The sequence below is a fragment of the Sorangium sp. KYC3313 genome, assembly GCF_052075895.1.
GTDB lineage: Bacteria > Myxococcota_A > Polyangia > Polyangiales > Polyangiaceae > Sorangium > Sorangium cellulosum_B.
Genome location: NZ_CP197255.1, coordinates 3827092 through 3851689, shown reverse-complemented (window position 1 = coordinate 3851689; position 24598 = coordinate 3827092). Strand labels below are relative to the sequence as shown.

The 24598-nt window shown below is 68.1% G+C and carries 15 protein-coding genes; 11 read left to right on the top strand and 4 right to left on the bottom strand.

Translation table 11 applies throughout. The features are described from left to right. Positions 1 to 41: 41 nt before the first annotated feature. The 7 genes from ACSRUE_RS15020 to ACSRUE_RS14990 all read left to right on the top strand — a co-directional run bounded on the left by ACSRUE_RS15020 (position 42) and on the right by ACSRUE_RS14990 (position 15905). Positions 42 to 1313, top strand: coding sequence for a glycosyltransferase (locus tag ACSRUE_RS15020; protein ID WP_441291588.1), 1272 nt, complete (start codon positions 42 to 44; stop codon positions 1311 to 1313). Positions 1314 to 1330: 17 nt separating this feature from the next. Further along, positions 1331 to 8764, top strand: a complete 7434-nt coding sequence (locus ACSRUE_RS15015; RefSeq protein ID WP_441291587.1) for a SpvB/TcaC N-terminal domain-containing protein — start codon at positions 1331 to 1333, stop codon at positions 8762 to 8764. 24 nt (positions 8765 to 8788) lie between these two features. Beyond that, positions 8789 to 9391: a hypothetical protein gene (locus ACSRUE_RS15010; RefSeq protein ID WP_441291586.1), complete on the top strand. Its 603-nt coding sequence runs from the start codon at positions 8789 to 8791 to the stop codon at positions 9389 to 9391. Positions 9392 to 9840: 449 nt separating this feature from the next. Beyond that, positions 9841 to 10968 (top strand): metallophosphoesterase, encoded by a 1128-nt coding sequence (locus ACSRUE_RS15005; RefSeq protein WP_441291585.1) that lies wholly within the window; start codon positions 9841 to 9843, stop codon positions 10966 to 10968. A gap of 175 nt (positions 10969 to 11143) precedes the next feature. Next, positions 11144 to 12043 (top strand): MOSC domain-containing protein, encoded by a 900-nt coding sequence (locus tag ACSRUE_RS15000; protein WP_441291584.1) that lies wholly within the window; start codon positions 11144 to 11146, stop codon positions 12041 to 12043. A gap of 686 nt (positions 12044 to 12729) precedes the next feature. Further along, on the top strand, positions 12730 to 14490 hold the full coding sequence (locus ACSRUE_RS14995; protein ID WP_441291583.1) for an RICIN domain-containing protein: 1761 nt from the start codon (positions 12730 to 12732) through the stop codon (positions 14488 to 14490). A 14-nt stretch (positions 14491 to 14504) separates the two neighbouring features. After that, the gene (locus ACSRUE_RS14990; protein ID WP_441291582.1) at positions 14505 to 15905 is read left to right on the top strand and encodes a WD40/YVTN/BNR-like repeat-containing protein; all 1401 of its coding nucleotides are present in this window, start codon (positions 14505 to 14507) and stop codon (positions 15903 to 15905) included. Between the two features lie 43 nt (positions 15906 to 15948). Here ACSRUE_RS14990 and ACSRUE_RS14985 read toward each other — a convergent pair whose 3' ends face one another. After that, entirely contained in the window at positions 15949 to 17190 is a 1242-nt protein-coding gene (locus tag ACSRUE_RS14985) for a peptide-N-glycosidase F-related protein (protein ID WP_441291581.1), read from the bottom strand. Positions 17191 to 17629: 439 nt separating this feature from the next. Continuing rightward, on the bottom strand, positions 17630 to 18637 hold the full coding sequence (locus ACSRUE_RS14980; RefSeq protein WP_441291580.1) for a matrixin family metalloprotease: 1008 nt from the start codon (positions 18635 to 18637) through the stop codon (positions 17630 to 17632). A gap of 128 nt (positions 18638 to 18765) precedes the next feature. On the opposite strand from ACSRUE_RS14980, the gene ACSRUE_RS14975 reads away from it, so the two are divergent. The 3 genes from ACSRUE_RS14975 (at position 18766) to ACSRUE_RS14965 (ending at position 21923) form a co-directional block, all read left to right on the top strand. Beyond that, positions 18766 to 19419 carry a Mut7-C RNAse domain-containing protein gene (locus ACSRUE_RS14975; protein WP_441291579.1) on the top strand — a complete coding sequence of 218 codons (654 nt, stop codon included), beginning with the start codon at positions 18766 to 18768 and terminating at the stop codon, positions 19417 to 19419. A 335-nt stretch (positions 19420 to 19754) separates the two neighbouring features. Further along, the gene (locus ACSRUE_RS14970; RefSeq protein ID WP_441291578.1) at positions 19755 to 21611 is read left to right on the top strand and encodes a glycoside hydrolase family 15 protein; all 1857 of its coding nucleotides are present in this window, start codon (positions 19755 to 19757) and stop codon (positions 21609 to 21611) included. Between the two features lie 63 nt (positions 21612 to 21674). Then, positions 21675 to 21923 (top strand): hypothetical protein, encoded by a 249-nt coding sequence (locus ACSRUE_RS14965; protein WP_441291577.1) that lies wholly within the window; start codon positions 21675 to 21677, stop codon positions 21921 to 21923. Positions 21924 to 21926: 3 nt separating this feature from the next. Here the strand turns inward: ACSRUE_RS14965 and ACSRUE_RS14960 are convergent, their stop codons facing one another. After that, a complete protein-coding gene (locus ACSRUE_RS14960; RefSeq protein ID WP_441291576.1) occupies positions 21927 to 22640 on the bottom strand; it encodes a hypothetical protein in 714 nt (237 codons plus the stop codon). Positions 22641 to 23136: 496 nt separating this feature from the next. Between ACSRUE_RS14960 and ACSRUE_RS14955 the strand changes: the two genes are divergently transcribed. After that, a complete protein-coding gene (locus ACSRUE_RS14955) occupies positions 23137 to 23487 on the top strand; it encodes a 4Fe-4S binding protein (RefSeq protein ID WP_437764838.1) in 351 nt (116 codons plus the stop codon). 19 nt (positions 23488 to 23506) lie between these two features. Here the strand turns inward: ACSRUE_RS14955 and ACSRUE_RS14950 are convergent, their stop codons facing one another. After that, positions 23507 to 24442 (bottom strand): hypothetical protein, encoded by a 936-nt coding sequence (locus tag ACSRUE_RS14950; protein ID WP_441291575.1) that lies wholly within the window; start codon positions 24440 to 24442, stop codon positions 23507 to 23509. Positions 24443 to 24598: the final 156 nt, after the last annotated feature.

Here is a 24598-nt window from a genome sequence, read left to right as displayed (position 1 = left end):
TGAACCGTCCGCGGTCTCTACTGCGTCATGAGGAGAGCGACATGGCAAGAGTAATGATCTGGCCCGACCTTTACAAAGAACAGGGCCACTGGCTTCCGTGCATCAACCTGGCCAAATCCCTGCAGAGCTCCGGCTACACCGTGGAGTTCATGGGCATCCCGGATTGCCGTTTCATCATGGAACCGTACATGAATTCTCTGAGCGACCCGATGTTCCACGAGATTTTGCCATCGGTATACCCGCTCGGGCACTCGTACGAGAACAAGCTCGAGCCGATCGATCAGCGCTGGAAGCCGCACCATCTCCTTCCGATCTGCCGCGGCGCGCTCGATGACGTCTTCCTCGGGCCCTCCGCGCCGAACCTGCTCATCGGCGGCTACTTCACCGCGCTCGAAACGCTGCTCATCCATCGCAAGTACGGGATCCCTTTCATCCTGATCACCACGTACCTCCGCCACCCCGACGACACGCCCAGGCTCCACGCCAAGACCAAGCTCGTCTACATGCCGCGCGCCGTCTCGCAAAAGATCATCGACTCCGTCTCGCCGCAGCCGGGCCTCGACATCGATCAATTCATCGAGCCGCTCCGAGACAAGCTCGAGCTGATCCCTTGCCCCCGTGCGTTCGACTTCACCGACGACGACTGGAATCATGGCGACCACGTCAAGTACGTCGAGCCCATGATCGCGCGGCAGCACCTGGGCGGAGGCTCCTTGCCCGGCAATACGGCGGGGATCCCGACGGACAAGCCGCTCATCTTCGGCACCGCCGGCTCGCAAGTCCAGGATTACGAGTTCAAGGCACGGCAGTTCTTCAACAACCTCATCGATATGATGAAGACCCAGAGGATGGATAACCATCATCTCGTCCTCGCCGTCGGCGACAAGCTCCTCGCTCAGCTCAACGTCGAATATGGCGTCGACGTGGACCCGCTCAACAACCGACTTCCAAAGAACGTCAGCCTCTTCTCCTGGGTCTCGCAGCTCGAAATCCTGAAGCAGGCCGAGGTGGTGTTCATGCACGGCGGCCTCGCCACGATCAAGGAGTCCATCTGGGAGGAGGTCCCCATCGTCATCGTTCCCCACGGGAAAGACCAGATGGACAACGCGCTGAGGATCCGGCGGAGCGGCATCGGTGTCGTCTCCGAGGTCGCCGACCTCACTCCGCAGCAGCTCCGCGGCCTCTTCACGGCGGCCACATCGAGCAAGTGGATCCGGCAGAGGCTCGCGAAGATGAAGGCGTTGTTTCAGGTCGAGGAGAGCAAGGCACCGAAGCCCAGCATTCAACTGATCCAGAGCGTGGTGGCCCCTTGAACCGTCGGTGAGGCGTCATGAAAAAGAGAGAGCGATCCAGCGACGGCCGTAAAGGCCAACCGGACACGACGTCGACGAACCGCGCGCAGGCGACGCCCGATCAGGGCGCTGAAGCGCGCGCTGCGCGCCAGGATGGCGGGTCCGGCGATGGGAAGGGCCGCGAACCTGGCGGGCAGCCCCTGTTGCCCGCGCTCACCCTGCCGAAGGGCGGAGGTGCCATCCGCGGCATCGGCGAGAAATTCTCGGTCAACCCGGCGACGGGCACCTCGTCGCTCGCCGTTCCGCTCCCCGCGTCGCCCGGTCGCGGCGGGTTCGGCCCGCAGCTCCAGCTCGCGTACGACAGCGGGGGCGGCAACGGCGCCTTCGGTCTCGGATTCGCTCTCTCGATCGCGAGCATCTCCCGGAAGACCGACAAGGGCCTTCCGCGCTACCGGGACGACATCGAGTCTGACGACTACATCCTCTCGGGCGCGGAAGATCTGGTCCCCACGCTCAGCCAGACCGGCGCGCCTGAGCTCGATCGCGGTACCCATGTCGCGCGCACCTACAGGCCGCGGGTGGAAGGCCTCTTTGCGCGCATCGAGCGCTGGATCCGAAAGGACGACGGCGACGTGCATTGGCGTGTGACCACCAAGGACAATACAACCCACGTCTATGGCCAGACGCCCGAGGCGCGCATCGCGGACCCCAGAGGCCCGGAGGTGGGCCGCGATGCGCGCATCTTCAGGTGGCTGCTCGAAGAGAGCCGCGACGATACCGGCAACATCATTCGTTACGAGTACAAGGCCGAGGATGGCGGCGGCGTCGACCCTTCGGACTTGAGCGAGAAGAGCCGCTTCAAGCGCCAGGGAGGGAATGTTGTCTTCCTTGCCACTGCCCAGCGTTACCTGAAGCGTGTCCGTTACTGCAACGCGGCCCCGTTCGTCGCGAGCGACTTCATGATGGAGATGGTGTTCGACTACGGCGAGCACGCGCCCGCCGAGACGACCACCACCGCCGTACCCACACCGGCGGACACCGGACCGGGGACCTCGCCCTGGACGGTCCGCCAGGACCCGTTCTCGAGCTACAGGGCCACGTTCGAGGTGCGTACGTACCGGCTTTGCCGCCGCGTGCTCATGTTTCACTGCTTCCCCGCCAATGGCACGCCGGTGCTCGTCAGGTCGACGGACTTCGAGTATGATGCCAACGGAGCGTTCACCTATCTCGTGGGTGTCACGCAAGCGGGCTATCTGTTCGACACGGTCGCGAGCACCTGGCAGCGCCAGGTGCTCCCCACGCTGCGCCTCGACTACGTGCGGCCCGTCATCAACGACACGCTGAGCGCGCTCCCGCGCGACAGCCTCGTGGGGATCGAGGGCGGCATGGACGGAGCGGCCAAGCAGTGGATCGATCTCAACGGCGAGGGCATCCCCGGGGTGCTCATCGACGAAGGGTCGACCTGGTACTACAAAGCAAACCGCGGGCAAGGAAAGCTGGAGGCGCCCCGCACCCTCTCCGCCTTGCCCGCGCCGAGCACGCTCGTGGGGGGCATCCAGCAGCTGGAGGACCTCGGTGGGGATGGCCAGCTCGATCTGGTCGCCTACGGCGCCCCGCTCTCCGGCTACTTCTCGAGCACGCCAGAGGGCGGCTTCGAAGCGCTCCGGACGTTCGAGTCCCTTCCGAACATCGACTGGATGGATCCGAACTTGCGCTTTATCGACCTCGATGGCGACGGCCTCGCGGACCTGCTGATCACCGAGGACCACGCGTTCGTCTGGTATCGCTCGAAGGCGAAGCAGGGCTTTGGCGAAGCCCAGCGCGTCTCCTATACGGACGACGACGAGCGCGGGCCGGCGGTCGTGTTCGCGGATCCGGAGCAGAGCATCCAGCTGGCCGACATGAGCGGCGACGGGCTCGTCGACATCGTCCGCGTGCGCAACGGCGAGGTGAGCTACTGGCCCAACCTCGGGTATGGGCGCTTCGGCAAGAAGGTCACGCTGGAGAATGGCCCCGTCTTCGCGGCCATGGACGAGTTCGACGCGCGGCGCATCCGCTTCGGCGATGTCGACGGCTCGGGCACTAGCGACATCTTGTATCTGGGGAGCGATAGCGTCGCCCTCTACCTGAACGAATCCGGCAATCGCCTCGCTGCGCCGGTGCACATTCACTCGCTGCCGCCGGTGGACAACGCTGTACGGCTTGGCATTGTCGATCTGCTCGGCCAGGGCACCGCGTGCCTGGTCTGGTCGTCGCCGCTTCCCACCGCGCGTTCCATCTTCTACGTGGACCTGATGGCGGGCGCGAAACCGCACCTACTCCGCTCGGTCGTCAACAACCTCGGCGTGGAGACGACGATCAGCTACGCGCCGTCGACGAAGTTTTACCTCGAGGACAAGGCCGCCGGCATCCAATGGCTCACGCGCCTTCCCTTCCCCGTGCACGTGGTCGATCATGTCGAGCGGGTCGACGCAATCTCGAAGAGCCGGTTCGTGACGACGTATCGCTATCGGCATGGGTTCTTCGACGGCGTGGAGCGCGAGTTTCGTGGGTTCGCCCGCGTCGAGCAGCGCGACGCGGAGGAGTTCACGGTTGGGGCCTCCGGGACCGAGCTCTTCCAGGCGCCGGTACGGATGGTGAGCTGGTATCATACGGGCGCTTGGCTCGAGAAAGAGCGGCTCGAACGGGAGTTGGCGGAGGAGTACTTCCAGAAGGGGCCGGCCGCCCTGCTCTTGAGGGACACCGTGCTCCCGCAGGGCATGTCCATTCAGGACGAGCGCGAGGCGGCGCGAGCGCTGCGCGGGCGCCTGCTGCGTCAAGAGGTCTATGCTCTGGACGGCACAGACAAGGAGAACATCCCCTATGTCACGACCGAGCAGAGCTTCGGCGTCAGGCGCATCAAGACGAGCGAAGGCACGCGGCACGGCGTCTTCATGGTGCATGATCGAGAGCGTGTCCTCATTCACAGCGAGCGCAAGGCCGACGATCCGCGCGTCGTCCACGACCTCGTGATTGATGTCGACGATTTCGGCAACGTCAAGCGCAGGGTGTCGCTCGCGTATGCACGCGCCACGGGAGAGCCGGAGCAGCGGCGCGCGTGGGCGACGGTATCGGAGGCCGATTTCATCAACAAGCCAGCGGAAGACACGTGGTACAGGGTTGGCCTGCGATGCGAAGAGCGGCACTTCGAGCTCACCGGGCTCACGCTGCCGGCGGCTGGACAGGGCTTGCTGGCTCGCTCCGCGCTGCACGATGACCAGGGGACGGGTGTCCTCGATATGCTCGATCCGGAGGACGATTTGCCCTACGAGGGCGAGTCGACCGGCCTTGCACCCCAGCGCCGCCTGATCCAGCGAACGCAGCAGGTCTTTTACAAGGACGACCTTACCGGGCCTTTGCCGCTCGGTGAAGTCGAATCCCTGGCGCTTCCGTACAAGCATTACGAGCTCGCGCTGACGCCGGGGCTCGTGAGCGAGATCGTCCAGGATTCCGGGCAGTTCAGCGCGACGGCGTTCGACCCTGCGGTGTTGCTGTCCGAGGGGCGCTATGTCCAGCGCGACGGGGGGTACTGGACGGCCAGCGGCCACCTCATCTTCGATCCCGCGCGCTTTTATCTCCCCGTGGAAGCGGTCGACTCGTTCGGCGAGCACTCCTTCGTCACCTACGACGACTTTGCGCTGCTCATCGAGACGACGACCGATCCGCTGAACAATCAGGTCCAGGCCGAGAACGACTACCGCGTCCTTGCCCCATGGCACGTCACCGACCCGAACCTCAACCGCTCCGCCGTCGCCTTCGACGCGCTCGGCGAGGTCGTCCGTAGCGCCGTGATGGGCAAGGACAGCGCGAACGAAGGCGATACGCTCGACAATCCGACGTCGCGCGTCGAATACGACATTCTTCGCTGGCAGGTCGAGCAGAAGCCGGCCTTCGTGCACACGTTCACGCGCGAGGTGCATCATGCCGGCAGCCCAACCACGCCGTTTCACGAGAGCCTCGCCTACTGCGACGGCTTCGGACGCGTGGTGATGCAGAAGGTTCAGGCCGAGCCAGGTGACGCGCCGCTCCGCGACGGTCAAGGTGTCCTCGTGCGCGACGGGAATGGCGCGCTCGTCATCGGGCCCGTGACGGCCCGCTGGATCGGGACAGGCCGCACGGTCTTCAACAACAAGGGCAATCCGGTAAAGCAGTTCGAACCGTTCTTCAGCTCAACCGCGGAATACGAGGACGAGTCGGACCTGGTGGAATGGGGCGTCACTCCTATCGTGCACTACGACCCGCTCGATCGCGTCATCCGCACGGAGTTTCCCGACGGAGCCGAATCCCGCGCGGAGTTCGATGCCTGGCTCACACGGACGTTCGATCAGAACGACGCCGTCATCGGCACGCCCTGGCTGGCCGAACGGCAGTCGGGCTCGGCGAGCGCTGCAGAGCAGCGGGCCGCGACGCTCGCGCTCGAGCACGCGGACACGCCGTCGGCCACGTACCTCGATGCGCTCGGACGTGCCTTCTGGACCGTGATCCCCAACAGGATCCACGGAGTGGCTGCCCCCTCCCACGAGACGCGCAGGAAGCTCGATGTGCAAGGCCATGTGCTCCGTGTGATCGACGCGCGCGGCGTCGAGGCGGTCACCGAGCATTTTGACGTCCTTGGGCGGCGTTTTTCCACGGCGAGCCCGGACGGTGGAGCTCACCTGGACGTCGTTGATATCGGCAACAAGCTGGTGCGTAGTTATAACGGCAGGAGGCAGAATCGCCGTCACACCTACGACGCCTTACAACGCCTGACACGCACGTGGTTGTTCCTCGACGGCGAGCCCGAGCGCCTCGTCAGGCGCGTGGTCTATGGCGAAGCGCATCCGGAAGCACTGCAGCGCAACCTTCGCGGGCGGGCGTTCCAGGTGTATGATGGTGCGGGTGTGGTGACCAGCCAGACGTACGACTTCAAGGGCAACTTGCTGCAGGCGTCGCGCCGGCTGCGCAGCGAGGTGCATGCTGGCGCCGACTGGTCGGTGCTCTCGGCGCTCACGGACGTGTCGGCTATCGCCGCCGCGGCCGACCCGCTGCTCGAGGCCGAGAGCTTCGAGATGCAGACGGAGTACGACGCGCTGAACCGGCCGACGAGCCAGATCGCGCCGGATGCGAGCGAGATCAAGCCCACGTACAACGAGGCGGGCCTGCTCGAACGCATTGAGGTGTGGATTCCGGGCGCGGCGACATGGACGACGTTCGTTGACAACATCGACTACGACGCGAAGGGCCAGCGAGAGCGGATCGACTACGGCAACGGCACGTCCACGGAATACACGTACGATCCGCTGACCTGCCGGCTCGCGCGCCTCCGGACGACGCGCAGCTCGGACGGCGCCGTTCTCCAGAACCTGACGTACACGTACGACCCCGTCGGGAACATCGTCGAGATCAAGGACAGCGCGCAGCAGACGGTGTTCTTCAACAACGCCGTGGTGTCACCGAACGCTCAGTACGCCTACGACGCGGTCTATCGCCTGATCGAGGCGACGGGACGAGAGCACGCGGGCGGGCTCGCCGACGTGCAGCGCGACCAGAACGACCTGCCGATCCAGGCGCTGCCCCACCCGAACAACCCGCAGGCGCTCAGGAACTATACAGAGGAGTACTTTTACGACGCCGTCGGGAACCTCGTGCGGATGGAGCATCTGGCCGGCGCGGGGACCTGGATCCGGCGGTATGCCTACGAGATGACGAGCAACCGGCTCGTGAGCACGTTCGGGGATCCTGAGGACGAGCCGTCGAGCCCGATGTATACCCATGATGCCCACGGCAACATGACGGCCATGCCGCACATCCAAGCGCTCACGTGGGATGAGAACGACCAGCTGCGAAGCACCGATCTCGACGGCGGCGGAGTCGTGTATTACGCCTACGACGCCGCCGGGCAGCGCGTTCGCAAGGTCTGGGAGCACAACGGGCTCGTCGAGGAGCGCATCTACATCGGCGGCTACGAGGTCTACCGCAAGCGCGACGCGACGGGGCTCGTGCTCGAGCGACAGACGCTGCACGTCATGGATAGCGCGCGGCGGGTGGCCATGGTCGAGACCAAGACGGTCGACACCTCGGGGCCGTTCACGGTGACGCCGCGGGTGCGCTACCAGCTCGACAACCACCTCGGATCGGCGTCGCTGGAGGTGGACGGGGCAGGGCTCGTGATCGGCTACGAGGAGTACCACCCGTACGGGACGACAGCTTACTGGGCGGCGGCGTCAGGCATCGAAGTATCGCAGCGGCGGTATCGGTACACGGGGAAGGAGAAAGACGAGGAAACGGGGCTCTACTACCATGGGGCGCGGTACTACGCGCCTTGGCTCGGGAGGTGGACGAGCGCAGATCCGGCGGGGATGGTGGATGGTCCAGGATTGTATAACTATGTAATGGGGAATCCGGTTCGGCTACATGATCCGAGCGGGAACGAAGGTGAAGAGTTTGGCACCTGGGAACAGGCCAAGCTGCTTGCCTGGGCCATGTACGCGTCGACCCCCGGGATCCGAAAAACCGAAAAGGCTGTCAAAGAGAGCCTGATCGGCACGAGCACGGCGGTCACGGAGGCGATCGATGCCGTGGTCTACATCAATCCCATTGCCATCGCGCAGAGCTTCTACAGCGATGTAAAGACGGAGGGCTTCTACCAGGCGACCAGGGACAGAAACCCCGCGGTTGTGATGCAACGCCACTTCCAGCAGGCGAACAAGCTCGAGGCTGCGGGGGACACTCAGGGCGCTGCCACGGAGCGGGCCAGGGCGCTCCTGCCGTTCGCTATGGTTCTGCGGGCAGCCGCAGGTGGCGGAGCCATCACCCCCGGCCTCCGGCTCACCGCCCCGGGTGCGGCTGTAGCGGTCGCGGAGGTAGGCGGCGGCGCGGTCGGGGTTGCACCCACCGGGGCTGCGCTGCTGGCCTTGACGACCGGCAGCGGAGGGAAGGGCGGCGACGGCAAGAAACCTCCCGAGCCCCCGGAGGCAGCGCCGGCGCGTCAGCCCGAGGCAGGCTCGACAGGAGCGAAGGGAGGCACGGCGGCAGCGGGCAAGCGGCCCAGTCCGAAGTTTGGGGACGCCAGCCCTATACCCCCTGCACAGGCCGTCGCGAAGCAAGAGTCCCTCCTCCTGGAGAGAGCGCGTCAGCAGGGCGTTCGAATCGGCCTGAGGATCAAACAGAAGGGCGGGAGGATCGTCGAGGCGGTGGCACAGGTTAACAAGCTCGGCCTCCCGCGGGACGAGGCCGTCATCGCGATCCGGGCTGCGCTCTACTCCCTGCCTACAAAATCGATGGCTACCGAGCTGGTGCAGATCGGCGACCATGTCGTGCTTCCCCCACTCCGGCTGCTTGGCGAACGACGGGTGGTTGTGGTAGGACCTACCGGCACGATATCCATCCAAATGGTCATCATATCGAGGATCGAAAAACAATTTATGTTCACGGGTCTCAATCTCAGCAAATAAGACGTGGAGCCTCAGCAGGGAATCATGAAACCTATCGACGCTTTTCAGGCGTATCTCATGTCATGCATGCGAAACGAGGAATGTATTGCAGAGGGCCTGAGACGGTTGGGCATCAACCCGGCGGACGTCGATGTGGCGAAGGAGATGGTAGCGCGCGCAGGCGCGCTCTATGGAGGCGAAGGCACCGCAGGCGAGTGCCGTGCCGACTCGTACCTTCAGCTCCTCGGAGCCCCACAGCGCGTCGTGCCGGCGCCGGCGAAAGACGCGTTTTTCTACGCCACGAGGATGCTCTACTCTCTCCCTGCGTGGCCAGGTCTGCAGCTGGAGCTCAGAATGGGCGTCGATCAGACCATGTGTGGAATCCGCTTCGTTCGCGCGGGTGAGAAGCAGCGCCGGCTCCGGCTTGAGGAGGTCATACCCTGGAGGGTGGTGGAGGACGATATTCGAGCCAGTTGCAGCGAGGCGATCGTCGTGGATGGGCTTGGAACATGGACTGACTACTGCTGCACGCTGCTCGAGCCCGGTAGCCCCGAGTATTTCTGGGCCTTCGACTTCGGTCTCCTGCAAGAGGTATGTCCCTGGAAGGACCTGAACATAGAGAAGAGGCCGCTGACCGACCAAGATTGACGTCCCGGTCTCCCGCGCGAAGTCGGAGACGTCGCGGTAGGGCAAGTTCGTCCTTGTGGTGGCGGTCACCTGTCCGCGGAGCGGCGTCCTCGACGGCACGAAAGATCCTTCCAAGCCCCGTCCCGAAGCGGGGCCTCTTTGGAATTTGGAAGCAGTACGGTGGAGAAGGAGGCGCTGCGTGTCTGCGATGCGTGCAAGTGAGGGCAGGATGGCGCTCTCCCTCGTTCGATCCCATCCAGGCTCGGAGGGCTCATCCCCTGCCTCGTCGCGCTCGACGCCCGAGCGCCGGGCACTGCAAGAGCGACCCCTCACTCAGGCCATGGCCGAGGCGGCTGAGCGCCGGATGCTCAAGACCAGCGGCGGGAGGCGGCCGGGCAGCGTGATAATCAACAAGCGTTTGCCCGAATCCGAGGACATGCTAAATAGGCGCCATGGCCGCGCCTCAGCCAATGGTGACGCCCCGGCGCATCTTCGTGATGGGCGACCCGCAGGCGCCGATGGCCAAGGTGATGGCCGTGCTCGCGTCGCACGCGTTGCTCGGCGCGGACGGCCGGCTGGCCGGCGACGTCGTGCTCGTGTCGATCGGCGATCACTTCGACTATGACCTCGATGATCCGGTGGGCGCCGGCGCGGAGGGGCTCCGCACGCTGCGCTGGTTAGCCAGCCACGACGCTGCTCAGGTGAGGCTCCTGCTCGGCAACCATGACGCGGCGCGGGTCATGGAGCTCGCCGACCTCGACGACGTGCGGTTCGCTGCGGCGCGCGCGCTCGGGCGCTCGATCAAGGAGACCAGGCGGCGTGAAGGCGCCGAGGCCGCCGCGCGGCGCGAACGCGACGAGTTCGCAGCGCAGTTTCCCGATGTGGCGACCCCGGGGCTCGCGGCGCGCGATTACGCATCGTTCAGCGAGTCCCAGCGCGAGCTCGTCATCGAGCTGCTGCTCTGCGGCCGCTTTCATCTCGCTCTCTCAGGCGTGCTGCCCGACGGCCGCGCTGTGCTGCTGACCCACGCGGGCGTGACCACGCGCGAGCTCGCGATACTGGGCATGCCGGACGAGCGCGACCCGCATCGGCTGGCGGCGGCGCTCGAGCGACAGTTGCGCGCCGCGGTCGACGCGCGGCGCACGGAATGGCAGAGCGGCGCGCGCACGCCGCTTTCGCTCGAGCCTCTCCACGTCGCGGGCGCCGCAGGCAACGAAGGCGGCGGCCTCCTCTACCATCGACCTGCGTGCGTGGATCGCGTGGGTGGCGATCCGGCATGGGAGCTCGATCCGGCGCGACCGCGGCGCTTCGAGCCGCGCTCGCTCCCGCGAGGCCTGCGACAGGTCGCCGGTCACACCGGTCACAGGAAGTGCAAGGCGGAGCTCGGTCACGACTGGCCCACGGCGGCAGCGCACCAGAAGGAGATCGGAGGAATCCGCACGCTGCGCGTCGACGGCGATGTCGTCACGTACGACCTCGGAATCCTGGACGATCGACCCGGAGCTGCCGATCTCTACCTGATCGACGGGGAGATGCGGTTCACCGCGGCCGCCGATTACGCTTTGCTCCCGCTCGCCGAGCTGATCGTCCCCGTGTGAACCCGATGCGCGTGTCTGCCGCTGCGCGCATCTGGACCTGGGGCGGCGGCGGAGCCGAGCGAGCGACCAGGGGCCGAGAGCGGCGGAGCCGAGCGAGGCGCAAGGCGCCGTGTCGCACCGTCGATCTCCTGGCGCCGAGCTCGCCCGGAGATCGAGCAACGAGTAGAGAGACGCCATGCACCCGGACGAACAGCCCACCGGAACGGTCGTGTCGATATGGCGCTATCCGGTCAAATCGATGCAAGGCGAGGAGATCGACGAGACGGCGATCACGGACCGCGGAGCGATCGGCGACCGGGCCTACGCCGTCCTCGACCGGGAGACGGGGCACGTCGCGAGCGCCAAGCACCCCGGCAAGTGGGGCGCGCTGCTCGCGTGCCGCGCGGCCTTCGCGGCGCCGCCGCGCCCCTCGGCGCCCTTGCCGCCCGTGTGGATCACACTGCCCGACGGCGCCGTGCTCAGCAGCGCGCAGCCGGACGTGGATCGGGCGCTCTCGCGCGCCCTCGGCCGCGACGTGGCCCTCGTGAGCCGGCCGCCCGACGCCGCGACGCGCGAGGCGGATCGGACGCCCGCGGACGGCTCCGCGGCGCAGACCACGATCGTCGAGGAGCCCATGGCGCTCGCCGCGCCGGCCGGCACGTTCTTCGACGTGGCCGCCATGCACGTGCTGACCACGGCGACGCTCGACCGCCTGCGCGATCTCCACCCCTCGGGGCGCGTCGAGGTCCCGAGGTTCCGCCCGAACCTCGTCGTCGCGACGGCCGCGGGCGAGCGCCGCTTCGTCGAGAACGGCTGGATAGGCCGCGCGCTGGAGATCGCCCAGGAGGTCCGCCTCGAGGTCATCGATCCTTGCCCCCGCTGCGTCGTCCCCACGCTGGCCCAGGGCGACCTCCCGCGCGATCCGGGCCTCTTGCGCGCGCTCGCCCGGCACAACGCGGTCGCGAGCGCGACCGTCGCCCCCGGCGTCGTGTTCTCGGCGGTCGCCGGGGTCTACGCGACCGTGCGCCGCGAGGGCGCGATCCGCCGCGGGGCCGCCGTCCAGCTGGGCGGAGCGGCCCTGTCCCCGCCCCGCTGAGCGGCCCTGCCGCGGGTCCCCTCGATCTCCCTCCACGCTCCGCGCCCACGGCCAGGCCGCGCCCCGCGGAGCTCCGGACGGAGCGACGGCCGGCAGGGCGCGCCGCGAGCGCGCCAATCTACCCACATCCCCGCCCGCGCCCTCACCGGTGAACTCACGCGCTCACCCGCGACCACGGATTGCCACCCTCGCGGCAAATCGCGCAGAATGCCGGCCGAGCTCGCTCGATCCGCCGAGCACAAGAGCTCATCCACCAACTCACGTGGTCTCACTGGGGTGGTGTTTTCATGTCCATTCAGGATCCCTCGGGATCCACGGCAGTCGCGCAAACATCATATCGGATTGGATCACGGGCCGTCCTCACGTGATTGTTTCACCCAGAGAGGCGCGTTGCCCGTGTCAAGCCGATAGCACGACTGTGGCCGCGGATTTGCTCTGAAGGCAAAGACACTCGCGAGGGTGCGAGGACGGCAGCACGGCGCGGCGATCGCGAGCGATCGTCCCCCGGATCCGCGAGCGGATTGGCCGTCAATTTACATCAGCAGCGGAGAGGCTGGCGGCGCTTGCGGCCTCTCCTTGACAGCGCTCCGTCTCGCCGCGCCCGGGCTCCTGAGGGGGGATGGCGCGGCGCTCTCCGGCATCGGGGGAGATGGGCGCATCGGACCGAGCCAGGAAAGGAAGATCCAATGAAGCGCTTCAAGTCACACCTCACCACGGCTGCCCTCATTGCAGCGTGCGCGTTCGCGCCCGGCTGCCTGAGCCTCGACGCCGGTGACGAGGAAGCGGGGCCGGCCCCGACCGCCTCGGGGACGCTGACCGTCGCCGTCGCCAACGGCGAGGCGCGGTACATGCTGGAGCGGGAAGATGGGGTGTTCGTGCGCCTCGACCTGGGCTCGATGACGAATGCGGCGCCGGGCGCCGAGCCGTCGATCGACTGGCGCACGGCGAGCGGCTCGCCGGTGGACGTGTTCGGCACCGAGACCGGCGACGGCACGATCGTGGTCGCCACGATGCGGCCTGCCGAGGGGATAGGCGAGCTGACGAACGCGCTCGTCACGACCGGGACCAAGCGCGTCCTGGTGCTGCGCGTGCAGTTCGACGGCGGCCAGACGCTGGGCACGGAGCAGGACGTGCGCAACACCATGGCCGGCGCGGCGACCCACCTGGCGGGCTCGTCGTTCGGCAAGATGCAGCTCGAGTACGACCTCGCCGGCCCGTTCAACATCACCTTCGGCAAGTGCGACGACTACAACCGATGGCAGAACGAGGCCAGGACCGCGGCGAGGAACGCCGGCTTCGATCTGAACGCGTACCAGCACTACATGATCTGGGGGAAGATGGATTGCGGGTACGCCGGCATGGGCGCGCAGCCCGGCAACGCCACCTGGATCGCCGGCCTCTGGCCCGAGGTCGTCGTGCACGAGCTCGGCCACAACTTCGGCCTGTGGCACGCCTCCTCGCGGACGTGCCGCAACGCCGGGGCGACGGTGACGATGAGCAACGACTGCACCTTCGACGAGTACGGCGATCCGTTCGACCCGATGGGCAACGGCGGGAAGCAGCACTTCAACGCCAACTACAAGGTGAACCTCGGGTGGATCCCGTCGTCGCAGGCCCAGACGGTCACCGCCGACGGGACGTATACGCTCGCCCCGATGACCGAGGCGAGCACCGGGACCCAGCTCCTCCGCGTCAAGGGCCCGAACGACGTCATGTACCAGATCGAGTTCCGCCAGCCGGCGGCGACGAACGTCGTCGACTCGCGCAACCTCTCCACGAAGGGCGTGCTCATCCATGCGTTCTTCACGCAGTCGCGGGAGAGCGGCCGGGCGCACCTGCTCGACATGATCCCCGGCGGGAACTTCAGGGACTCGCCGCTCGCCGTCGGCGCTTCTCATCAGCTCTTCGGGACGAACGCGACGCTGAAGCTCCTCTCCGTGTCGGCCACGGGCGCGCAGATCCAGATCTCCGGCCTGGGCGGCGGCACGACCGATCCCGGCGGCGACCCCGGTGGGGGCACCGGCGGCACCGCCGGCCAGAGCCTGGCGGCCCTCCATTCCGGCAAATGCATGAGCGTCAACGCGGCGAGCCTGGACAGCGGCGCCACCGTCGTCCAGCGGCCGTGCACCGGGGCGAGCGACCAGCAGTGGCAAGTCGAGATCATCAGCGGCACCACGGCGACCGTGAAGAACGTGAACAGCGGAAAGTGCCTCGACGTGCAGGGGTCCAGCCGGAACAACGGGGCGAACATCACGCAGGCAGGCTGCAACAGCGGCAGGAACAGCCAGAAGTGGGATTTCATCGATCGCGGCAACGGCGTCGTCTCGCTGCGCTCGGTCAACAGCGGAAAGTGCGTGGACGTCTACGGGGCCAGCACCGCCGACGGCGCCAGGCTCGCCCAGTACACGTGCAACAACGGGACGAACCAGCAGTTCCGGCGGCAGTAGCGAACCTCGCTTCGATGAACCGTATCGCTCTCGGGCTCGCCGCCGCCGCGGCGGGCCTCGCCCTCTCCGCCGCCCCGCCCGCGCGCGCCAACGGTCGATACCCCACCGCCGGCCAGATCCTCGTCGATCCCGCCGATCCCGAGCACATCGTCGTCCGCGCGACCTACGGCGTCCTCACCACCCACGACGGCGGCGAGCGCTGGTCGTGGATCTGTGAAGCGGCCATCGGCTACAGCGGCTTCGAGGACCCGATGCTCGTCGTCACCGCCGACGGCTCGATCCTCGCCGGGCTCTTCGACGGGCTCAGCGCGACGCACGACCGCGGCTGCGACTGGCACATCGCCGAGGGCGCGCTCCCCCAGGGCAACATCGTCGATCTGTCGATCGATCGCGCGGATCCCGCGAGCGTCCTCCTGCTCGGCTCCAGCGTCATGGCCAGCGACGCGATCTTGACGCAGGTCTGGGAATCGAAGGACGACGGACGGACCTGGACGCAGGCCGGGGTCGACTTCCCGAGCACGTTCCTCGGCGTGACCCTGGACAGCGCGCCGAGCGATCCGCGGCGCATCTACGTGAGCGGGCGCCGCAACGGCCCCACGTTCGAGGGGATCGTGCGGCGCTCGGACGATCGCGGCGCGACCTGGGAGGAGCTCGACGTCCCTGGCAGCGACGATCGCAACCTGCCGTACCTCGGCGCCGTGGACCCGAACGACCCTGACGTGGTGTACGTGCGCCGCGACGGCGACGGCGCGGACGCCCTGCTGGTCTCGCGGGACGGGGGCGCCACGTGGCGCGAGGTGTTCCAGGCGGCGAGCCTGCTCGGCCTCGCCCTCTCGCCCGACGGGACCGAGATCGCGGCCGGCAGCGATCTGGACGGCCTGTGGGTGGCGCCCACGGATACCCTGGAGTTCACCCAGGTTGGGCAGCTCGGCGTCCGCTGCCTCACCTGGACGGCGCGGGGCCTCTTCGCCTGCGCCGACGAGCCCGTGGACGGCTTCTCCGCCGGCGTCTCCACGGACGGGGGCAGGACGTTCTCGCCGCTCATGACGCTCGATCGGCTCTGCGGCCCGCCGGCGGCCTGCGGGGGCGACAGCTCGACCGGCCGGACCTGCCCCGGGCTCTGGCGGGCGACAGCGCGCTTCGTCGGCGCCGCGGCCTCGTGCGAGGCCGGCGCCGGCGCGGGCGGCGCCACGGGCGCGGGCGGGGGCGAGCCGAGCGCCGGCGGGGGCGAGGCCGGCGCGGGCGCAGCCGGCGCGGGCGCAGGCGAGCCGAGCGCCGGCAGCGGCTGCTCCTGCGGGGCGTCGGGTGGGGGGCGCGCCGGGGCGCTGCTGAGCTGCCTCGCCGCGGCCGGCGGCGCGCTCCTGCGCGCGCGGCGGCACGGACGCCGCCGCGCGCAGCCGCCGGGAGCGCGGTGACGGCCCGGGCTGTTCCCGCGTCGGGTGCTGGCGCTTGGAGCGCCTAACGCGCCTGCACGTAGAGCGAGAACGGGATATTGCCCTCCCCGCCGGCGAAGGTCGCGTCGGGGACGTCGATCACGAACTCATGCGTGCCGGCGCTCGCGGCGCCCCACGGGACGATCCGGGTGTCGATCACGTCGCCAGGGCACCAGTTGCTGGACGACTGCCAGTCTTTGTCCGACCGCGGAGACGCCCCGTAGATGCCGTTGCCCTGGGTGTTGTACTTGCGAAACGGCTCGCACGACGTGCGCCCTGGCTTGTACTGCAATGCCAGCTCGCCGTCGACGTACACGTAATGCTCGCGGCGAATATACTCCTCGCCGCCCCGGTTGGCGCCGTGATTCGACGTGATCAACACGAGCTGCGCATCCTGTGTATCCGCCGGCAATTCGAAGCTGACGGTCTTGCGGGTCGTGCCGACCTTGTCGCTGGCGCCCGTGGCGTAGTTGTTGAATTCTTCGCTGATCGCCAGCGGCAACAGGACGCTGAAGTCCTGGGCCTCCTGCGTGCTGTCGGTGTAGAGCAGCAGCGACCCGAGCTGCGTGTCATTGCGACCAGCGCAACCGGGGACCTCGTCGTTCGCGGCGTAAGGCACGCCGAAGACACCCAACTCGAGCCAGAGATCGTGTTCGGCCAGGAGGTCGGGGTCCCTCAAGATCGGCACGAGGTTGCTGGCCTCCCATTCGTAGGGGACCGTCTTCGGCTGCTTGTTCATGTCCATGAACGGCGTGACGAACCGTGCGATCTCGATCCGGTCGACCTCCCCGGGAACGTAGGTCGGGGCGCCCTTGGGGACCAGCGCCAGGTTGACCGAGCCGAGTCGGTCGTAGTTGTCGCACCGCGCTCCCACGACCACGCGGACCTTCAGGGTGGTCTGGATCTTGGCGAGCAGCTCGTCGGTCAACCTGGTCGCAACCAGCGAGTTGTTGTGGCGGATCACGCCGGCCGGGATCGGTTCATCGACGGTCTCGGCATAGCCGTCGTAGAACGTGATGTCCTCCAGCACCGGGATCTCCTCGGGCTCCCGGGGCGCCACGTCGCCGCTGCCGCCGCTCTCCTCAGCGCTGCCACTGCCGCCCATGCCGCCGCTGCCTGCGCTGGTCCCGGTCACCGCGCTCGTGCTCCCGTTGCTCTCGGAGGTCCCGGCGCCTCCGCCGGTGCCCGCGTCAGAGCGCTGCTCGTCCGTGCACGCGGCGAGCAGGGCCAACGGACAGAGGTATGGGATCGCGCGACGCAGGTTCATTCGTCGAACTTATCAGATCGCCCGCTCGATGTCGTGCTGGAGCGGCGGCGGAGGTTGAGAGATTCGGGGCGCGTACGTGTACCAGGCCGAGCGTCTCCCTCCAGGGCTGGAATTTTCCGATAGGGCATCTCGCTGAGGAAGGATTCTTTGACCGCTTCCTCCCCAGCAAGTAGACGTGAGCGTGAAGCGGTGCGGTTGTCTGTCGTGACGACACATCCAGCGACCGTGACGGCAACGTCGGAAAGCTCCTCGACCGCGGCGCCGCCGGGGTCGGCGTCCGCGCGACGATCCGCAGATCTTCCGGGGCGCCTCCGGACGACGCGCAGCTCGGACGACGCCGTTCTCCAGAACCTGACGTACACGTACGACGTGCAATCGGCGCCGCCGCATCGATCGAAGGTTTAGTTGATGTATTGAGAAGGGTATACCAATAGCTGGCCTACGACCTCGCCCTCCCGGTCGTGGGACGATCCCGACCGAGGTTCGGCCGGCCGCGCTCGCCGGCGCGGGAGCGCCCGCCGGCGCGGGAGCGCCCGACGGCGCGGAGCCAGGCGGCTGCGCCGATCGCGACGGCGGCCAGCGGGGCGCTCCACCCTGGGCCGCCGGCGGCGGGCGGCGCCGCGCTGCAGCGGACCAGCTGGTCGTCGGCGCACTCGGGCGAGAACCCGTGCGGAGGGATGGGGTTGCACGTCGACGTGGAGAGATCCCGAGGGGGGTAGATCTGGCAGATGCCCGCGATGTCGTCGTCGTGGAGCGTCCGGAAGCTCATCGGGTCCGCCCTGTCGTACCTCGAGTGCATGGTCGCCTCGGGGCCGGCCATGGTGTGGTCGAGGCCCAGGAAATGGCCGGCCTCGTGCGTGACGATGGCGAGCAGATCTTCCCTCGGCGCGGCGGAGTCGTCCCCGACGGTGAAGTCGTAGAGATCGGTGTTGATCTCCATGTCGGCCCCCCAGAGATTACCGGTCTTCCTGTCGAACTGCACCGTCGTGAGCGCGAGCATCTCGGTGTTGTGCCCCGAGCTCGCGAGCCACTCCAGATCGCGGAAGACGACCACGTTGGTGTTGCCCGGCACGAGGCCGTCGACGATCCTTGTCTTGCCGTCCCTGGCGTTGAGCTCCACCGCTCCACAGGCGACGGGCCCGAGGTTCTGGACGCGGAGCCCCGGCGTTCCCCCGTCGCAGGGCGCCTGCGTCCACGTAGCGAACGCGGCCTCGAGCACGTCGGAGATCTCCTGGTAGGAGATCTCGCTGGACGCGTCCTCCTGGATGCTGAAGCCGATGCAATCGCCCGCCCAGCGGAGCGGCTTGCATTCACCGACCGGCTGGTCGTCCTGCAGGCAGAGCTCCGACCTCTTGCAGGTGTTCGAGCGGCAGTAGGCCGACGCTTGCTGCGCGCTCGCCAGCACGGCGAGCGCGGCCGCCACGCAGGAGCACCTGGCACGCTTCATCGACATCGACTCCTCCACGATCGGTTGACCCTACAGCGACGGTAGCAGCGCGCGGCGGGCGCGTGGGGATTTCACCGGCGGCGCCCTTGCCCCCCGCTGGCGTTCCGCCATCCTGAGCGCGATGGGGCATGCTCGTGGGTGAGGCGGGCGGCGAAGCCGATCCGGCGCAAGGCGGCGCCGATCCGGCGCAAGGCGGCGCGGCGGCACAGGTCGGCGCGGCCCCGGCGCAGGTCGGCGCGGCCCCGGCGCAGGGCGGCGCGGCGGCGCCGAGCTTCCTGTGCGACGCGATGCTGGGCGGCCTGTCGCGCTGGCTGCGCGGCGCGGGCTACGACGCCATGTTCGAGCATGGCATCGACGACGGCGATCTCGTGCGCCTCGCGCAGCAGACCGGCCGGGTGCTGCTGAGCTCCGACGCCGGCGTATTCGAGCGGCGCTCCCTGCGCACCGCGGCCGTGCGCGGGCTCTACGTGCCGCGCGGGCTGCGGCCGACGGAGCAGGCCGGCTTCGTGCTGCGGGAGCTCGGGCTGCCCGTGCGGGACCCCCGCTGCATGGCGTGCGGCGGCGCGCTCACGGCCGCCCCGAAGGACAGCATCCGGGATGCGGTGCCGGCGGTGGTGGCGGATCGCCACGACGAGTTCTGGCGGTGCGATCGATGCGGCAAGGTCCTGTGGAAGGGCAGCCACTGGGACGGCATCGTCGCCGGATTGGCCGCCGCAGCCGGCGTGGCCGCCGCGACCGAGGCCCCTGCACCACCGGCGGGCGGCCGAAAGCCTCCGCCGTGACGCGGCGGGCGGGCACGATTCATCCGTCGACCAGGAGCGCCCGCGTGCTGTAGATTGATACGTACGTGGGAAGGGGCGCGAGGATGCCCGCGAGATGCGGTGGTCCACGACCCGCTCGTGGCCGCTGAACTCCAGGGCGCAACGCCTCCGTGTTCCTCGCAGACGAGCGTCGTGCCGCCCCGCCACGAATGGCTTGATGAGCCTTCTTGCTTGCAGCATGAGCGAGCGAACGCGTTGGGACACGGCGCTGCGAGCGCGGATCGGATCAGGCAGTCTGGGCGGCGAACGGTCAGCTCCAGGATTGCGGTCCAGGCATGAACACGCATAGTGTAGCCATGTCAGCTCCGATCGAACACTACGCTCTCATCGGTGACACGACCACGGTCGGTCTGGTCTCGCGTTACGGCTCGCTCGACTGGCTGTGCCTGCCACGCATCGACTCAGACGCGTGCTTCGCGAAGCTGCTCGGACGCGACGAACACGGCTACTGGACCATCCGGCCAGCCACGGCGATACGGAGCCAGGAGCGGCGCTATCGGCGGGACACGCTGATCCTTGAGACCGAGTTCGCCTGTGAGGGCGGCCGCGTGCGCCTGATCGACCTCATGCCCCCGGGCGTCGCCCCGCACGATGCCGCCCGGCTCGTCGACGGAGCCCACGACGTCATCCGGATCGTCGAAGGAATCGAGGGCGAGGTCCCGATGCACTCCGACCTGAGGGCGCGGTTCGGCTACGGCCGCGTGATCCCGTGGATCCAGCGTGACGGAGGCCGAGCGACGCTCACGTCTGGACCCGCCGCGCTTGCGTTCAGCAGCCCAGCGTCGCTCGACCCCGACTGGAACGCCGCCCGATTGGAGACGAACTTCGTCATCCGCGCGGGTCAACGCCTGCCGTTCACCCTCACGTTCTACCCGTCGCATGAGCACGCGCCGGCCCACCCCGTCGACGCGGAGCACGAGCTCGCGCGAACCGAGCGTCACTGGCGAGAGTGGGCGGGCCGTTGTCGCTACCAGGGCCGCTGGCGTGACGCCGTCGTGCGGTCGCTCCTTACGCTGAAGGCGCTCACGTATGCGCCGACGGGTGGCATCGTGGCGGCGCCGACCACGTCCTTGCCGGAGGACCTCGGCGGCGTTCGCAACTGGGACTATCGCTACTGCTGGTTGCGCGACTCCACGCTCACGCTCGACGCCCTGATGCGCGGCGGGTACCTCGAGGAAGCTCAGGCCTGGCGCGACTGGCTCATGCGCGCGGTCGCCGGCGCTCCTGCGCAGCTGCAGATCATGTACGGCGTGGCCGGGGAGCATCGGCTCACCGAGATCGAGCTGCCGTGGCTCCCGGGATACGAGGAATCGAGACCGGTGCGCATCGGCAACGGCGCATACGATCAGTTTCAGCTCGACGTCTACGGCGAGGTGCTCAACACGCTCTACGATGCCCACACACACGGCCTGCCGGATCTGCCGCACACATGGGACCCTATCGTGGAGATTGTGGACTTCGTCGAGAAGTCCTGGCAGCGGCCGGACGAGGGCATCTGGGAGGTACGCGGGGCGAAGCCGCTGCACTTCACGCACTCGAAGCTGATGGCCTGGGTGGCCGTGGATCGCGCCGTACGCATGCACGAGGAGTTCGGTGTCGGCGGGCAGCATCGACTGGAGAAGCGGCTCCAGCGCTGGCGCGCGTTGCGCGAGGAGATCCGCCTTGACCTGCTCGATCGCGGATTCAACACGCGCGTCGGGGCCTTCACTCAATCGTACGGCTCGGAGGCCCTCGACGCCAGCGTGCTCCTGATCCCGCACATGGGCTTCCTGGCCGCCGATGATCCCCGCATGCTGTCCACCGTCGCGGCGATCGAGAAGGGCCTCACCCGGGATGGCCTCGTCCTGCGCTACGCGACCGAGACGGGGGTGGACGGTCTGCCGGGGGACGAAGCGACCTTCCTCATCTGCAGCTTCTGGCTCGCCGACAACTACGCGATGGTCGGTCGCCTCGACGAGGCGGAGGCGCTCCTCGATCGCCTGGTCTCCCTCAGCAATGATGTCGGCCTGCTCGCCGAGGAGTACAGCCCCGAGCTGCGCCGGCAGCTCGGCAACTTCCCACAGGCGTTCTCTCACATCGGGCTCGTCAACACCGCTCACATCATCGATGCAAGGAGAGCCGGGAAGGGAGTGTCCTTGCCATCCGCGGCGTAGCTCTGGGACACAGCCTCCTGTGGACGGCTCGCAGGGCTCACCCGTCCCCGACGCGAGCAGCGCATGAAGTCGATCGTTGACCGATCGATCGTCGATGACCCCGGTGAAGACCGACGAGCGGAGCCAGCACTGCTGCGAAAAGTTGCCCCGGATCGGCAGAAAAACCGCCATGGCGCCAAGGTCGCCAAGGGAGAAGAAGAAGTGCCGTCCCGGCATTCTTCCCTCCCATTTTTCTGGCTTCTTGGCGCCCTTGGCGGCTTGACGGTCCCCTTCCCCGGCCGACTTCCCGCAGTAGAGCTGGACGCGCGCTAGACGCTACAGGCACGTGTTGTCGACGATCACGCCGGTCTCCTGGAAGCGCACGGTCCCGGGCTCCCCGTCGAGCGTGACGGTGATATCCATGTCGATGATGCACGGGATGCCGGTGTTCGGCTCAGCCTCCCACGACATCGTCCCGGTGGCCCCGGTCACGGTATACGTGCGCTCGTCGGCGGGCGGCATGCCCGGCCCGGTGCAATCGCCCATCTGGTCGGTGAGCGCCACGTCCAGCACGCCCCAGAAGTCCTCCAGATCGATGCCGGCATAGAGCGGATCGCTGTCGGCGAACGCCGCGATCGAGATCGCCAGACACCGATCTTCTCGCAGGTCGGCGTGGTGCACGTAGACACGGTCGTGGTCGGCGATCACGTAATCTGCGCTTGCGCAGACCGTATCCCTCGACGCGTTCACCCCGGCCGCGTGCGCCATGCACTCATTGCAATAGGTGCGCTGATCGCACCCGCAGACGCCCTGACATTCGTCCGGACATTCCCCGACCCTCGGCCTCGGCGTGCACTCGCCCTGCGCCTCCGCGGCGCACGCCACGTCCGGCGTCGCGCAGTACTCCGTCTCGCCGCAGGTCGCTCCTGCGCTCCCTCCGCAGGCGACCGGCGCTGCGCCTCCGTTTCCGCCTCCGCCGTCGCCGGTCGTGACGCCGCCAGCGCCGCTGCTCGTGCTGCCGCCCGCGCCGCCTGCTCCGATCGGCGACACGCTTTCGTCATCGCTGCAGGCGGCGAGGAGGAGGCCACACAGCACGGAGCCAAGGAGTTCATGTCTCATGAACGGACTATGCCACGACCGCTCGCCGAAGAGGAGCGGCCAGGGCGGTGTCATGCCCCTGTCGATCTCCGAAACGCCCGGCCCTTTGCGGGAGCAATGCCGCGCTTCCGCCGGAAAATCGCTCCAGCCAGCGCGATCGCCGCGCGCGGCGCTCCGAGCGAGCCGCGCGCGCCGGCCACGGTGCAGCCGCAGTACAACACCGCGCCGCCGACGCTCATGCGCGTGAAAGCCTCTGCGCTCGCGGCGGCCGCGACCCGGGTCGAACGGCCGTCAGGTCTCCGGGGGACGCGGAACCAACCGCCGGCGAGCTCGCCGGCGACGGCGATCCGCCGGCCTCGCCTCGTTGACCGGCGCGGGTGGAGCTGGTAGCCCCTTGCGGGGCGGCGCGCTTGCGCTGATCGTCGCGCCCATCACCACGAGGCACGCAATGACAGGATCGTTGAACAAGGAGAAGGCGCGTCGCGCCGCGTCGCACCGGGACAGGCCGGGAGAGCAGTGCCGGGCCGAGCCCGGCGCCTTCCGGCCCGTGGTGAACCGGAGCCGGTGCGAGGCGAAGGGCGATTGCGTCGAGGTGTGCCCTTATCACGTCTTCGAGATCGGCCGCATCGAGCGCGCAGATTTCGAGGCCCTCTCGCCGCTCGGCAAGCTCAAGTCGCTCGTCCACGGCCGGAAGACCGCGTTCACGCCGAACGCAGCGCAGTGCCAGGCGTGCGGCCTCTGCGTCGTCGCCTGTCCCGAGAAGGCCATCCAGCTCGTGGCGGCGCAGGACGCGGGGTGAGCGCGGCCGGTCCGGGCGCTCAGGCGACGCTGCGCGCGGACCCGGACGCGGGCGCGGCGCCGTACGTGGCGCGATAGCGCTCGTACCGCTCGAGGAGCTCGCCCGTGGTCTTGGGCATCGGCACGCGCGCGCGCGTGATGTACGAGATCACGTTCTTGCCACGGACGATCAGCTCGACGCCCCGGGCGGCCTGCTCCCGCTCATGGGGCGAGGCGTCCGCGCCGAGCAGCGGCTGGAAGCCGGCGAGCTTCTCCGCCGACACGACGAACGACGTCCAGACCTCGAAGATGTCGTCGTCGGTGCGCAGCGTCTCGCACTTGATCTTGGCCGCGTGCGCGAGCTCGCGGGCCAGGCGGTCCAGCCCGGCGAACATCGGCGAGCCCGCGAAGGTGGCGATCATCGCGTCGCGAATGCCGTCGATCGCCCTCATGCTCTGGGCGATCTTGACATACCGGCTGTTGTAGAACGCCTCGATCGGGAACGAGAACGCCTTGAAGGGCTCGCCCCAGAGCTCGTCGAGCCCCTCCTCGCCGCTGCGGTGGAGCACCCTCTTCCCGAGCGTCAGCGCCTCGAGGAGGTGCTCTCCGCACTCGCGCATCAGGGCGTTGTCGGGCTCGATGGTGACGCCGAGCTCCTGGATCTCGACGAGCTTGGTGAAGATATCCGTCGCTCGATTGAAGATCGCGCCCGCGAGCATGGCGGCCTTGACGCGCTTCCGCTGCGGCTCGGTCTCCGACTCGAAGGCGAGCCGCGCCTCGTCCAGCCGTTTCCCTGGGACGTTGATGCCGTGCTCGACGTGGTTGAACAGGCGCCGCGTCAGCGCCTCGATGAGGCGCTTCTTCGCGAGCAGCGTGTCGGCCGGCGCCTCGTAGGCCTTGATCCAGTAACCGTAGTAGTAGACCCGCAGCTGGCCGTCGATGATCTGCTTCTTCCCGAGCGGTATCGCGCTTTCCATGGCCCGCCTCCGATCGGCTGCCAGGCGGCGCCCCTGCGCGGGAGGCGCGCGGGGGAGCATGCCCGTGCGACAGCCGAGTAGCATGGGCGCAAGGCGGCCCGCAAGACGTGAGCGACGCGATCCGGCGGAGTCCTCCGCCGGAAACCGGGACTTAAC